Source organism: Brucella anthropi ATCC 49188, assembly GCF_000017405.1.
Classification (GTDB): domain Bacteria; phylum Pseudomonadota; class Alphaproteobacteria; order Rhizobiales; family Rhizobiaceae; genus Brucella; species Brucella anthropi.
Map to the genome: position 1 here is coordinate 1,848,164 of NC_009667.1, position 13,280 is coordinate 1,861,443.

Consider the following 13,280-nt stretch of genomic DNA (forward strand, 5'->3'; position numbering starts at 1 on the left):
TATTCCAACGGGCCGCAGAATTTCCTAACTACTCTTCATTCGGAGGAGTGAATATTCGTGGATCAGACTTTTCGGCCCGTAAGGGCTTCAGCGCGCGCCGATATTATTGACGGTGTCCGGCGCGGACTTCCGCTTGTCGTTGTCGGCGCGCCCTTTGGCCTGCTGTTCGGTGCGCTTGCTGTCGATAACGGATTGTCGCTCGCCGAAGCGGTGTTCATGAGTTCCATCATCTATGCCGGTGCCAGCCAGATGGTCGGGCTCGATCTTTTCGGCCAGAACATTGCGCCGTGGATGATCGTCATGTCGATCTTCGCCGTCAATTTCCGGCACGTGCTTTACTCGGCGAGCACAGGTCGGCGTATCCGTCACTTCAAGCCATGGCAGAAGGCACTGGCCTTTTTCGTACTGGTAGACATCCAGTATGCGGAAGTTGAACAACGAGCGGAAGCCGGTAAGCCGGTCACCTTCGTCTGGTATATGGCCATCGGGCTCACATTCTATCTGACCTGGGTTCTCGAAGCGCTGATTGGCGGGCTGTTCGGCAATCTGATCACGAATCCCTACGCCTTCGGCATCGATTTTTTGTTGCCGATCTATTTTCTCGGCATGGTGATGAGTTTCCGCCATCGGCAGAACTGGTTGCCGGTCGTGATCGTCAGTGCGATTTCAGCCGTGGCAGCCTACAAGTTCGTGGGGTCGCCGTGGCATGTTTCGCTGGGTGCACTCGGCGGCATTGTTCTTGCGGCGATTATTGCCAAGCCACGCGAAGGGGAGGCGTAAATGTCCACCACGATTTGGATCATTCTCGTAGGCGCGCTCTGCACCTATCTCACCCGTATTGGCGGGCATCTGGTCCTGTCACGCTTCAGCCGTGTGCATTACCGGGTGGAAGCGGCGCTCAACGCCGTGCCTGCAGCCGTTCTGACGGCCATCGTGGCCGCGCCTGCTTCGGATCATGGCTGGCGGGAACTGCTCGTGCTCGCGGTTTGCATCGTGCTTTCGTTGCGGCTCAGCATGATGACCATGTTCTTTGCGGGCGTAGCGCTTTTGATCGCGCTACGCCATTTCACGGTGTGAATGCATTATCAAAGCGGCGCGGTTGCCGCTTCAAGCCATTTGCGTTCAGTGTCCTTGAGGTGGCCGGACAGCTTCTCGCGCACGCTGGCATGATAGCGGTTCAGCCAGTCGATTTCCTCCTGCGTGAAAAGCGACTTGTCGATCAGACGACGGTCGATAGGGCAGAACGTCAGTGTTTCGAAGCCCATCATCGCAATGTCGCCGCCTTCCGGCACTTCCGGTTCGGTAACGATGATAAGGTTTTCGATGCGGATGCCGAATGAACCGGGTTTGTAATAGCCCGGTTCATTGGAAAGGATCATGCCTGGCAGCAGTTCCTGCGCGCCCTTTTTCGAAATGCTCTGTGGGCCTTCGTGCACTGACAGGTAGGAGCCGACGCCGTGGCCGGTTCCGTGCGCATAGTCGAAACCATGCTTCCATAATGCGATGCGCGCCAGAACGTCGATATCCTGCCCGCGTGTGCCTTTCGGGAAGCGAGCCGTCGTGATCGCAATCACACCTTTCAACACGAGCGTGAATGCCTTGATCGTATCTGGCGTTACCTTGCCGATGGGGACGGTGCGGGTGATATCGGTAGTTCCGTCGCGATATTGTGCGCCGGAATCGACCAGATATAGCTCGCCATCTTCAAGCGTTCTGTTGGTGTCGGTATTGACGCGATAATGGATGATTGCGCCGTTCGGCCCCGCACCGGAGATCGTGTCGAAGGATATGTCTTCCAGCGGCATTTGGAAGTCGCGCCCGGCATCGGCACGCGATTCTTCCAGCTTCTGCGCTGCGCTGATTTCATCGATTGTGCCGGGCTTCTGGCCGTCGACCCATGAGAGGAAATTGACCATAGCCACACCGTCGCGCTCATGGGCGGCGCGTGAGCCATCAAGTTCAGCCTTGTTCTTGATTGCGCGTGGAATACGGGCAGGGTCTTTGCCTTCGATCACACTGCCGCCTGCGCTGGTGACAACGAGGCGGAGCTGCTCAGCCGCAAGAGTCGGGTCTAGAAGAATAGCTTCTGCCTTGGCCGCGAGAGCACTGAGATGCCCTTCCAGATCGCTCGGTGCCGAGAGCTTGGCGAGCTGGGTCAGATAGGCGCGCGGTTCAATGGCAAGTTTGCGTTCATCGATGAAAAGCTCTGGCTCACCCTTCGCAGGAATGATGGCAAAGCTTAGCGGAAGCGGCGTGTTGGATACGTCCTTGCCGCGGATATTAAACACCCATGCGACTGATGACGGGTCAGTCAGGACAGTTGCGCTGGCGCCGCTTGCGGTAACGGCTGCCTGTATTTCCTTGATCTTGTCTTCCGCTTCATGTCCTGCGAAACGGGCCGGCTGAATTGTGACCTCTGCCGTTGGCACTTCAGGCTGATCGTCCCATACGGCGTCGACAAGATTGGTTTCGACCGGGACCAGCTGACCGCCCTGAGCCTCCAGTGCTTCACGTAAATTGCGGGCTTCGGAAATGGTATGGAGCCAAGGATCGAAGCCGATATGCAGGCCCTTGCCGTTTTCTGCCAGCCAGGAAGCCGGCGGATTTGTAACGAGGCTTTCATAGGAGAAGACCTTGGGGTCCGTCTGGGCGCGGACCTGCAGTTCATAACGCCCATCGACGAAGATATAGGCGCTATTCTTGAGGACGAGCGCGGCACCGGCCGATCCGGTGAAGCCGGTCAGCCAGGCAAGGCGCTGCGCATGGGGCGGAACATATTCACCCTGATGCTCGTCTGCGCGAGGAACCAGAAATCCGTCAAGGCCAAGTTCGGCCATTTTCGCGCGCAGCTTCGCAACGCGTGGGCCGCCATTGGCCGGATTTGTGGTGACGTCGAAACTCTGAAAAGCCATAGGTTTAACTCGCTCAAAACAGGAATACGCCGTGGTTCAAACGGCCTGTTATTTCAGATGAATTGCTACCCAGCCTTCGCGATGCAGCGTCTTTTGGTGGGTGAGTCCCTGTGCCTGATAGGCAGCGAGCACTGCATCGTGTTGACTGTCAAGTATTCCGGAAAGAACGATGGAACCGCCGGATGCCAGATGCTCCTTGAGGGAAGGTGCCAGCTCGATAAGCGGATTGGCAAGAATGTTGGCGACGATCAGGTCGAATGGCGAATAGGAACGGAAGATCGGGTGGCCGAAGCCTTCCGCCGTTGCCGTAACGATATGTTCTGCCACACCGTTCTTGGCGGCATTCTCTGCGGCGACGGTGACGGCGACAGGATCGATATCGGTAGCCAGTACAGGAATGGGAGCGAGCTTGGCTATGGCGATGGCAAGAACAGCGCTGCCGGTGCCAAGGTCGAGCGCATTGGTCGGATGTTCGCCGTTGACAGTTTCCTCGATCAGTTCAAGGCATCCTGCCGTCGTTCCGTGATGGCCGGTGCCGAAGGCAAGACCAGCATCGATTTCAATGGGGATGTCGCCTGCTTCGATCTTGTCGCGGTCGTGCGAGCCATGGACAAAGAAATGCCCGGCTCTGACAGGCTTCAGACCTTCCAGCGAATGCGTGACCCAGTCGATGTCGGGCAGTTCTTCAACGGAGAAAATGTCCGCACCCACCAACGCATCGATCCGCTTGGCGACATCTTCGGCATCGTCCTCGACATAAACCGACACCTCGAAAATCTGCCGGTCTTCATCGATTTCGGTGATAGCGATGGGGAAGCCGTCTTCCTCGAAAGCCTGTTCGAGAATGTTGTAGACGCGCTCGGCTTCTGCCTTATCCGCCGAAAAGAAAAGTCGTGACTGGGCCATGAAGTAATAAAGCTCTCTATCTTTGAGAGTCTGTACCAAAAGCCGACCTGTATGGTTGCAAATGGCAATTTTTCTGCGTTCCGGTGCTCATGTAGCTTTCTCTGGTGCATAGTCTTATCCGTAAAGTCTGCAACTTTTCGGGACCATGCTCAGAAGTACATTGCGCTCCGGTACTCGAAAATCACCATTTTCGCACACACATGCCGCTTTTTGATTCAGGCTCTGACGCATTTCCGATGGAAATGCTTCGTAGATTCTATTTAGCTCTTTGCAGCGCCTTTGGCCAGATTCTTCAACTTTTCCAGAGCCGTATCCGGGTTTTCCTGATAGGCGATTGTGCTGCGGAAGCGACCGCCTTTGTCGAGCAGAAATACCGATGCTGTATGATCCATCGTATATTCGCCGTCTTCGCCCGGAACCTTCTTGGCATAGACGTGGTAGGATTTGACCATATCAGCAATATTCTGTGGTGTACCGGTGATGCCAATGATGCGGTCGGAAACGTTACCGACATAGGTCTTCATGACTTCCTGCGTGTCGCGTTCCGGATCAACGGTGATGAAATAAGCCTTGATGTCACTGGCTTCCGGCCCAAGCTGCTTCAGCCAGCCATCAAGCTCATAGAGCGTGGTGGGGCAGACGTCCGGGCAATGGGTGAAGCCGAAAAAGATTGCTGCTGGCGCAGCGCGCAGGTCATTCTCGGTGAAAGGCGTGCCATCCATGGTCACAAGGTTAAGCGGACCGCCGAAGGGTTCTTTAGCCGCTTCCTTGTCTCGGAAAAGATTGAGACCCGCAGCGCCGACGATAACGACGATGAAGGCGATGATGAAGATGGGCAGGAATTTTTTCATGTCCAGTCAGCCTTGAATTTCCGTACGCGCCTTGATGCGCTGATCAACAATCTATCTTTTCTTTATGCGCTGCAGAACGGTCGATATAGCCGCATCCTGCATCATGAAGAGCATGGCGGTAATGTACGGCCATTTGCTCAATTTTCAATAATTTCTGAAACTTTTGACTATTTGTCGCGCGGTGGATAATGGCTCTTCGCACAGTTTGGCTCCTGTCTCATCCGCGTGACCAAAGTTGAACAGCTTCTTCGTTCTTTCTTTTTGCAAGGTTGATCGAACTGATATATTTCGGTCATAAAATTGCAATTTCTTGTGAGGGCAATATTGGAAGTCGATTACGTAATCGCTTGGGTTGACGGGCAGGATCCCGCGCATATGGCTGCCAGAAAAAGGTTCGCGCCAAATTCTGATCGCACGCATTTCGAAGCCGTTACAAACGAACGTTATCTCGATAATGGCGAGATTTATTATAACATCGCTTCCGTCATCAAATTCGCCCCGTTCATCAAGCGCATTTTCATCATCACCGATCATCAGAAGCCCCGTTTCCTCGATGCATTCAAGCATGAGGGCAAATGTGATGCTTCTTTTATCCAGATCGTATCACATGATGATATTTTTGATGGTTTGCCGGCTGCTCGCCCTTCGTTCAACGCCCGCGCTATTGAAGGTGCGATGTGGCGGATACCCGGGCTGTCGGAGCATTTTATTTATTCCAACGACGATTTCTTCGTGAATGCTCCGCTGACAGTATCCGATCTTTATGAGAACGAGCGCCCTGTTCTTCATGGCGATTGGGTGCGACCTGAAAACACACGCTGGAAGTACAAGCTGCGCCATTTGCTTGGCAAGATATCGCGGTATGAATATACGTTTCCGAAATTCCGCATGGCGCAATGGAAAGGCGCTGTCACTGCTGGCATGAAGGATCGATTCATGTCGATCCATCATCACCCACATCCGTTGCGGCGCAGCACGCTGGCGGCTTTTTTCACCGAACGTCCCGATGTTCTGAATCGGCAGGTCGGTTTTCGATATCGCGATATCGAACAGTTCAATACGGTTGCTCTCGCCAATCATCTGGAGATTTTGCGGCACAAAGCTTCTGTTCGTCCGGCGAGAGAACTGGCTTATCTGGATTTTGTCCAGGAAAAACATTGGGCGGAAGAACTTGAGGCGATCGAGGCCGGTTCAGCGCCCTTCGGCTGCGTGCAGGGTTTTGAGCGTTTCGAGCCCGCTTTTCGAGCCCAAATTCACCAGGCCCTCATTGCGAAGTTTGACGATGTTCTGCCGAATGTTATCAAGGATTATCTTTCCGGCGAGCAAGATAGTTCGCAGGAAGCGGCTTAAGCAGTTCGTTCCAGAGCTGACTGCGCTGCAGGGAAGCTTGAGGTGAGTTTGCAATGATGTCGTCAGATGATCTCCGTTTCCAGAACAGCGAACCCCGCATTCATTCGACGGCTCAGCTGAAATCCGTCAAGCTGGGACGGTATGCCGATATTGGCGAGCGTGTGATTCTTCGTGAAGTCACGGTCGGCGACTTCACTTATTTCGAGCGGAACGGCGAGGGAATCTATGCCGAGATCGGCAAGTTTTGTTCAATTGCTGCGAATGTTCGCATCAATGCTCTCGAACACCCGATGGAGCGGCTCACGACTCATAAAGTCAGTTATCGACCGAATGAATATTTTCGTTATCTGGGCGTTGATGGCGAGTTCCGGGCAAGCCGTCAGGAGCAGCGCGTGATCATCGGTAACGATGTATGGATCGGCCACGGCGCGGTCATCACACCGGGCGTTCAGATTGGCCACGGTGCCGTGATTGGCGCGAATGCGGTCGTGACGAAGAATTTGCCACCCTATCATGTGGTCGGCGGTGTTCCCGCTCGTTTCATCCGCAAACGCTTCGATAATGCTGTCATAGACCGACTGCTCGAACTCGAATGGTGGAACTGGTCGGTGGAAAAGCTCTATGAAGCGGTTCCAGACATCCAGACGCTCGAAATCGAGGCGTTTCTGGAAAAGTGGAGCGGCTGAATTCCGGCTCTTGCAAAGCCGCAATTGTTTACCCACCTTGGCATCACAACAGTTCTGGAGGCTGGAAGATATGGTCGGACTGAAGCGTTTTGCCGGGTTGTTGCTTGCTCCCATGTTGGTCGTTGCGGCTTCGGCCGCTCCGGCTGAAGAAGTTGGCAAGGTTGGCGTCGACTGGCTTGGAAACGATATCGTCATCGATGCGGTACAGGACCCGAAAGTGCAGGGCGTAACCTGTCATCTGGCGTCGTTTTCGCGCGGCATGATCGACCGGCTGCAGAAAGGCAACTGGTTTGAGGACCCGTCCAATGCGTCCATCTCTTGCGAGCAGACAGGGCCGATCACTATCGCAGATATCGATCTCGGTAAGGGCGGGGAACGGGTGTTCTCCGAGCGTACAAGCTTGATCTGGAAGAAGCTTGTCATCACGCGCATATACGACAAGACAAACAATACTCTGCTCTATCTCGCCCATGCGACACAGGTTCAGGACGGTTCAGCGAAAACGTCGCTTTCAACCGTGCCGCTTTACAAGGGTGACGTCACATGGGCAAAGGGCAAGCCGGAATAATCCGGCTGCCCTGATCCTTCATCTGTGATGGAAACTAGATCGGCTGGACGAAACTATCGAGAACGCGCTTCTGTCCGGCCTTGTCGAAATCGATGGTCAGCTTGTTGCCGTCAATAAGCGAAATCGTTCCGTTGCCGAACTTGATATGGAACACGCGGTCGCCCGCCTTGAAGGCCGATGGCTTGTCGGCCACTGACTTAGCCACCAGTTCACCGTCAATCGTGCGTCCCTTGATGGAGCCACGACCAGCTCCAAAACCGGAATCGGTCTCGCCATAGCCGATGCGTTCCACTTTGCTGCCCGAACGAGAACCCCAGTTGTTACGGGTGGCATCGGAGCGATTCTGCTGCGCGCGCTGCCAGCCGGGTGTCGAATAGGAATTCTGGAATGGATCAGCCTTGTCGAAGCGGGACTGTCCATAGCCTCCGCCATAACCGCCGTAATTGCCTTCCAGTTCGGCCACTTCCACATGCGCTTCCGGTAGTTCTTCCAGAAAACGGGAAGGAATGGTCGATTGCCACATGCCGTGGATGCGTCGGTTGGAAACGAACCAGATATGCAGGTTTTTCTTGGCGCGGGTCACGCCGACATAGGCGAGGCGGCGCTCTTCCTCAAGGCCGGAACGTCCGCCTTCATCAAGCGCGCGCTGGTGCGGAAACAGGCCTTCTTCCCAGCCGGGAAGAAAGACGGTTTCAAACTCCAGACCCTTGGCCGAATGCAGCGTCATGATGTTGACGGCATCCAGATCCTCGTTCTGTTCGGCGTCCATGACGAGTGCGACATGCTCAAGGAATCCACGCAGGCTCTCATATTCCTCCATGGAACGGATCAGTTCCTTGAGGTTTTCAAGCCGGCCCGGTGCTTCTGCCGATTTGTCATTCTGCCACATGGCCGTATAGCCGGATTCATCCAGAATGGTTTCGGCCAGTTCCGTATGCGGCGTGTTGTCGATCAGGGACTGCCAGCGCAGGAAATTCTCGACCACTTCGCGCAGTGCGGAGCGTGGTTTCGGCTTCAATTCCTCGGTTTCAATGAGATCGCAGGCCGCGGAAAACATCGAAATATCGCGTGCACGTGCATAGTCATGGATCTGGCGGATCGCGGCTTCGCCCAGACCACGCTTAGGCGTGTTGATGATGCGTTCCAGCGCCAGATCGTCTGCCGGTTGTGCAACGACACGCAGATATGCCATCGCATCACGGATTTCGAGCCGCTCGTAGAAGCGCGGGCCGCCGATGACGCGGTAATTAAGGCCGAGCGTGACAAAACGGTCTTCGAATTCACGCATCTGGAAAGAAGCGCGGACGAGGATCGCCATGTTGTTGAGGAGATGCCCCTGACGCTGGGCCTGCTCAATGGCTTCGCCGACAGCACGAGCTTCCTCTTCCGAGTCCCAGGCCGCATGAACTTTGACCCGTGGATCGTCTGGATTGGGTGCTTCGGTAAACAGCGTTTTGCCTAGGCGACCCTCGTTATGTGCGATCAGGTGGGCGGCTGCACCGAGGATATGCGCTGTGGAGCGGTAATTGCGCTCAAGCTTGATGACGACTGCGCCCGGAAAATCCTTTTCGAAGCGAAGAATATTGTCCACTTCTGCTCCGCGCCAGCCGTAAATCGACTGATCGTCGTCGCCGACGCAGCACAGGTTTACCTGTGCTGATTTGTTTGCGCTCACGCTGTCGCCGCTGCGCGGCTCGCTCCGCGGGGGCGCGCCATCAGGCGCGACGCCCGGTCGGGCTTGCCGACCTTCGGTCGGAATAGGCGCTGGTGCTGTGTTACGTGTCTGCGGCCTTTGCGCCAACAGACGCAGCCACAAATATTGCGCCGTATTCGTATCCTGATATTCGTCCACCAGAATGTAGCGGAACTTCGCGTGATATTCGCGCAGGATATCCGGATGATTGCGGAAGATACGGATCGGATGCAGCAGAAGATCGCCGAAATCGCAGGCGTTCAATGTGCGCAGGCGCTCCTGATAGGCCTGATAAAGCTCGCGGCCACGACCGTTGCCGAACGAGCGCGCATCGCCTTCCGGAATATCGGATGGCCCGAATCCCTTGTTCTTCCAGCCATCGATCATGTTGGCGAAGGTGCGGGCAGGCCAGCGCTTGTCATCAAGCCCTTCAGCCTGAATGAGCTGCTTGATAAGCCGGATCACGTCGTCGGTGTCGAGGATCGTGAAATCCGATGTCAGATTTGCAAGCTCCGCATGGCGACGCAAAAGCTTGACACCGATCGAGTGGAACGTGCCGAGCCACGGCATGCCTTCGACTGCGCCTCCGACCAGATGACCGATACGCTCCTTCATTTCGCGCGCGGCCTTGTTCGTGAAAGTCACGGCGAGAATCTGGCTTGGATAGGCAAGGCCGGTGGTCAGAATATGTGCAATACGCGTTGTCAGAACGCGCGTTTTTCCCGTGCCCGCACCGGCAAGCACCAGAACAGGACCTTCCGTCGTCAGGACTGCCTGACGTTGCTCGGGGTTCAACCCTTTCAGGTAATCAGGCTCGCCACGCTGCTGGTTGCGTGCTGCCATGGCACGTGCGGCAATGCCACCGGGAGCAGGCGTGCGGCCTGCCGGAGCGTCGTCATCGCCGAAAAACGGCATATCGTCGGGAAAGTCAGACATTTGACCCGAATGTAATGATTCGTGGCTGAAAGACCAGCGAAAGGGTTAAAATATTCGACTACTCTAATTGAGTGACGCGACGATCCGTAAAGTTCAGGCGATGCGAGGCCAGTGCTTCCACAAGTCCGCGCAGTTCCGGTTCGCGCTGCAACAGATCATCGAGTTCCGTCATCTGGTTCATCGCGATCAGCCGCAGAATGTCGTCCCGGATGGTCCCGTCAGCGCGCCGGGGCAGATGGGCAACCGGCTGGATCAGTTCAACCTTCTGGCCTTTCAAGCGCGCGCGCAGGCTTTTTTCGTCGGCGTTGAGAGTCTCCACGAAAGCATAGATGCCGACGCCCTTGGCTGGCAGCGAATAAAGCGCGAGAGCTACATCCGAGACACGCGGATCAGATTTGAGGGCCGCCTGAATTGCAGGACCTTCATTGTCGATCCGGTCACCGGTGCCTTCGCCGTCCGACCAGCTGAAAATGCCGCGCGTGATGAAGTTGTAGACTTTCTTGCCTGTCGCCAGCCAGATGCGCGACGGCAGCGAACGGCGCGCCAGAATGCGCTTTTCCGTTGGTGTCATCATGTCCTTTGCGAAAGCACGCTTCTGCTTGATGAGGTGGCGAAAATCCTCATAGGCCATCAGGCGATAGAGCGCGCCACGACGACGATGCACGCTTGCAAGCTGGAAATCGATGACTGCAGCTTCACCTTCAGGCGTCATCAGCCAGTTTTGCGGTTTGGCGAGGTCGTTGTGGGTAACGCCAAGACGGCGCATATCGCGCAGGATGCGGTGCGCGGTGCGATACCATTTCGGATCGGACGGGCGCGCAAGATGCAGCGGTGTGCCTTCCGTCCAGGATCGATACAGCCCGTCCTTATCGACGGCGAGGAGCTGCGGGACACCTTCAATGCCGCGTACAGTCTTGAGGCCACGGATTTCGCGCCGGGCCAATATCCATGCCAGCGGCTTCGACCACCAGGGAGCAGCGCTTACGACACGACGGATGATACGGGTATCGGGATCGCCTACGAAATAACCGGCATGGGTTTCCGAGAACACGTCGCGCTTGAACACGGCGGTTTCGACAAAATCCGGTATTTGATCGCCTTTCAGGGGCACATCTATATTGGGGTTCTGAACCATAAGGCTCCACTAGTGGATTGCATCCGATCAATCAAGTTTGATGGCGGACAACCCTTATTGCAATCACGTGATCGAAGGCGCACAAGGAACGCACAGATTTCGTGCGGCTCATCGGGGAAATGCAGAGAATGGCACAGGGCGACGACAGCAAGCAGGCGATTGCGCAGATCATCCGGCAGGAACAGGCGCTTATTTTTCCGTCATTTGACGAGAATGAAGCATTCGCGCTTGGTCATCGCATTCGCGATATCGCCGTGAAGGAAAAGCTCGGCATTGCCACCGAAATTTCCCTGTGGGACCGGCAATTGTTTTATGCGACGACCGCCGGAAGCACAGTGGACAATCAGGAATGGTTGCGCCGCAAGTTCAATGTCGTGCGCCGCTTTCATGCTTCGACCTATCGTCTTGTTCTGGAACAGAATCGCGACGATCGCATGTTTGCTCTCCATAAAGCATTGAATGTCGAAGATTACGCGCTGGCGGGCGGCGGATTTCCGATCCGCGTTGCAGGGGCAGGCGTAATCGGCGCAGTAATCGTATCGGGGCTGCCGCAGCGCGAGGACCATAATCTGGTGATCCGCGCCGTTGCCGAGCATCTTGGACAAGACCCGGTCGCATTGGCGTTGCCTGCCGTTTGACTATGAATTTCGGAGAATGAACGATGTCGCTTGAAAATGTTGTCGCGCTTGCACGCAATGAGAACGGTATTGCAGCAGCAGTGGGTATTCTCAAGCAGCGTTTCGGTGAGCGTGCGCAGACCGGTCAGGCTATCCGCGAGCAGCACGGTCACACGACGACCTATGTACCGACACAGGCGCCGGACATCGTCATCTTTGCGGAGACTGCGCAGGAGGTGCAGGATGTTGTGCGTATCTGCGCCGAACATCGCGTTCCGGTTATCGCCTTCGGCGCCGGTTCGTCGCTCGAAGGGCAGGTGAATGCGCCCGCTGGTGGTGTCTCTCTTGACCTCACGCGCATGAACAGGGTGATTGCGGTGCACGCGGAAGATCTGGATTGCGTGGTGGAACCGGGCATTACGCGCCGGGAACTGAATGAATATCTGCGCGATACGGGACTGTTCTTTCCGATTGATCCGGGTGCCAATGCCACGCTGGGCGGCATGGCTTCCACCCGTGCGTCCGGTACGAATGCAGTGCGTTATGGGACCATGCGCGAGAATGTGCTGGCGCTGAAAGCCGTGATGCCCGATGGGCGGTTGATCGAGACTTCCAAGCGCGTGAAGAAGACGGCTGCGGGTTACGATCTCACGAGGCTGCTTGTCGGAGCCGAGGGAACACTTGGCATCATCACCGAACTGACATTGAAACTACAGGGGATACCGCAGGCGATCTCCGGTGGTATCTGTCCTTTCCCGGATGTGGATTCGGCTTGCCGCACGGTGATTGAAACCATCCAGATGGGTATCCCCGTTGCACGTATCGAGCTTGTAAACACGCTTCAGATGCAGGCGCTGATCCTCCATTCCAAACTGCCTTATGAGGCACAGCCCTATCTGTTTGTCGAGTTCCACGGCACGGAAAGCGGCGTTGCCGAACAGGCGGAATTGTTTGGAGAAATTGCTGCAGGCAATGGTGGGGGCAATTTCCAGTGGACCCACGATGCTGAGGAACGCGACCGGCTATGGCGGGCGCGTCACGACGCCTATCTTGCGTCCTTTCTGCTGAGGCCCGGTTGCAAGGGCGTTTCCACCGATGTCTGCGTGCCGATTTCACGTCTTGCAGACTGCATCGGCGAGACGGAAAAGGACCTTGCCGAAACAGGTCTTATAGCGCCGATTGTCGGGCATGTGGGAGATGGTAATTTCCACCTTCTCCTGCTTCTCGATACAGAAGATGCCAGCGAGATGGAGCGTGCCGAAGCTTTCATGGATCGGCTGACCAAGCGCGCCATTGCCATGGAGGGAACCTGTACCGGCGAGCATGGCATCGGGCAGGGCAAGATGAAGTATCTGGCCATGGAGCTGGGCGAAGCCACGGACTACATGCGAACCATCAAGAAAGCGCTCGATCCCGACAACATCATGAATCCGGGTAAAATACTGATTTCCTGATTCAAATCAGCCGTTTGGACGGGTTTGCCAAGAGTTTGATTCAGGCAGGCGTGCATATCGATGTGGCTGTGATGCAATTTGCCTTGTTGTCGCCGGATCGATGCCGTTATGTTGCGCAGATAAAGACAGCGTGATTCACTCTTTGTTTCGCGCTAACTTGCAATCTGTTTGA

At 55.7% G+C, this 13,280-nt stretch carries 12 protein-coding genes; 7 read left to right on the forward strand and 5 right to left on the reverse strand.

Going from position 1 to position 13,280, the window contains the following annotated elements; all coding sequences use genetic code 11:
* Positions 1-57: 57 nt before the first annotated feature.
* A complete protein-coding gene (locus tag OANT_RS09130) occupies positions 58-780 on the forward strand; it encodes an AzlC family ABC transporter permease (RefSeq protein ID WP_012091760.1) in 723 nt (240 codons plus the stop codon).
* Positions 781-1,077, forward strand: coding sequence for an AzlD family protein (locus OANT_RS09135; protein WP_012091761.1), 297 nt, complete (start codon positions 781-783; stop codon positions 1,075-1,077).
* A gap of 8 nt (positions 1,078-1,085) precedes the next feature.
* On the opposite strand, the gene OANT_RS09140 is transcribed toward OANT_RS09135, so the two are convergent.
* The 3 genes from OANT_RS09140 to OANT_RS09150 form a co-directional block, all read right to left on the reverse strand.
* Positions 1,086-2,912 carry an aminopeptidase P family protein gene (locus OANT_RS09140; RefSeq protein WP_012091762.1) on the reverse strand — a complete coding sequence of 609 codons (1,827 nt, stop codon included), beginning with the start codon at positions 2,910-2,912 and terminating at the stop codon, positions 1,086-1,088.
* A 48-nt stretch (positions 2,913-2,960) separates the two neighbouring features.
* Positions 2,961-3,818: a 50S ribosomal protein L11 methyltransferase gene (locus tag OANT_RS09145; RefSeq protein ID WP_029929026.1), complete on the reverse strand. Its 858-nt coding sequence runs from the start codon at positions 3,816-3,818 to the stop codon at positions 2,961-2,963.
* 260 nt (positions 3,819-4,078) lie between these two features.
* Positions 4,079-4,669 (reverse strand): SCO family protein, encoded by a 591-nt coding sequence (locus OANT_RS09150; RefSeq protein WP_010659745.1) that lies wholly within the window; start codon positions 4,667-4,669, stop codon positions 4,079-4,081.
* A 375-nt stretch (positions 4,670-5,044) separates the two neighbouring features.
* On the opposite strand from OANT_RS09150, the gene OANT_RS09155 reads away from it, so the two are divergent.
* From OANT_RS09155 to OANT_RS09165, 3 genes are all read left to right on the forward strand, one after another.
* Positions 5,045-6,019, forward strand: coding sequence for a stealth family protein (locus OANT_RS09155; protein ID WP_012091764.1), 975 nt, complete (start codon positions 5,045-5,047; stop codon positions 6,017-6,019).
* A gap of 53 nt (positions 6,020-6,072) precedes the next feature.
* The gene (locus OANT_RS09160) at positions 6,073-6,705 is read left to right on the forward strand and encodes a DapH/DapD/GlmU-related protein (protein ID WP_012091765.1); all 633 of its coding nucleotides are present in this window, start codon (positions 6,073-6,075) and stop codon (positions 6,703-6,705) included.
* Positions 6,706-6,775: 70 nt separating this feature from the next.
* Complete coding sequence (locus tag OANT_RS09165; RefSeq protein ID WP_010659748.1) at positions 6,776-7,273, forward strand: CreA family protein; 498 nt, start codon at positions 6,776-6,778, stop codon at positions 7,271-7,273.
* Between the two features lie 34 nt (positions 7,274-7,307).
* Here OANT_RS09165 and OANT_RS09170 read toward each other — a convergent pair whose 3' ends face one another.
* Together OANT_RS09170 and OANT_RS09175 are read right to left on the reverse strand one after the other, a co-directional pair.
* Entirely contained in the window at positions 7,308-9,902 is a 2,595-nt protein-coding gene (locus OANT_RS09170) for an ATP-dependent helicase (protein WP_012091766.1), read from the reverse strand.
* Positions 9,903-9,960: 58 nt separating this feature from the next.
* Positions 9,961-11,037: a serine/threonine protein kinase gene (locus tag OANT_RS09175; protein WP_012091767.1), complete on the reverse strand. Its 1,077-nt coding sequence runs from the start codon at positions 11,035-11,037 to the stop codon at positions 9,961-9,963.
* Positions 11,038-11,165: 128 nt separating this feature from the next.
* Here OANT_RS09175 and OANT_RS09180 point away from each other — a divergent pair, with 128 nt between their 5' ends.
* A complete protein-coding gene (locus OANT_RS09180; RefSeq protein WP_012091768.1) occupies positions 11,166-11,675 on the forward strand; it encodes a heme-degrading domain-containing protein in 510 nt (169 codons plus the stop codon).
* Between the two features lie 23 nt (positions 11,676-11,698).
* Complete coding sequence (locus OANT_RS09185) at positions 11,699-13,108, forward strand: FAD-binding oxidoreductase (protein ID WP_012091769.1); 1,410 nt, start codon at positions 11,699-11,701, stop codon at positions 13,106-13,108.
* Positions 13,109-13,280 lie beyond the last annotated feature (172 nt).

What these genes read in the sequence shown, in the direction of transcription:
- OANT_RS09135 (WP_012091761.1), top strand. Translation starts at nt 781, where the DNA reads ATGTCCACCACGATTTGGATCATTCTCGTAGGCGCGCTCTGCACCTAT.
- OANT_RS09140 (WP_012091762.1), bottom strand. Translation starts at nt 2,912, where the DNA reads ATGGCTTTTCAGAGTTTCGACGTCACCACAAATCCGGCCAATGGCGGC.
- OANT_RS09145 (WP_029929026.1), bottom strand. Translation starts at nt 3,818, where the DNA reads ATGGCCCAGTCACGACTTTTCTTTTCGGCGGATAAGGCAGAAGCCGAG.
- OANT_RS09150 (WP_010659745.1), bottom strand. Translation starts at nt 4,669, where the DNA reads ATGAAAAAATTCCTGCCCATCTTCATCATCGCCTTCATCGTCGTTATC.
- OANT_RS09155 (WP_012091764.1), top strand. Translation starts at nt 5,045, where the DNA reads ATGGCTGCCAGAAAAAGGTTCGCGCCAAATTCTGATCGCACGCATTTC.
- OANT_RS09160 (WP_012091765.1), top strand. Translation starts at nt 6,073, where the DNA reads ATGATGTCGTCAGATGATCTCCGTTTCCAGAACAGCGAACCCCGCATT.
- OANT_RS09165 (WP_010659748.1), top strand. Translation starts at nt 6,776, where the DNA reads ATGGTCGGACTGAAGCGTTTTGCCGGGTTGTTGCTTGCTCCCATGTTG.
- OANT_RS09170 (WP_012091766.1), bottom strand. Translation starts at nt 9,902, where the DNA reads ATGTCTGACTTTCCCGACGATATGCCGTTTTTCGGCGATGACGACGCT.
- OANT_RS09175 (WP_012091767.1), bottom strand. Translation starts at nt 11,037, where the DNA reads ATGGTTCAGAACCCCAATATAGATGTGCCCCTGAAAGGCGATCAAATA.
- OANT_RS09180 (WP_012091768.1), top strand. Translation starts at nt 11,166, where the DNA reads ATGGCACAGGGCGACGACAGCAAGCAGGCGATTGCGCAGATCATCCGG.
- OANT_RS09185 (WP_012091769.1), top strand. Translation starts at nt 11,699, where the DNA reads ATGTCGCTTGAAAATGTTGTCGCGCTTGCACGCAATGAGAACGGTATT.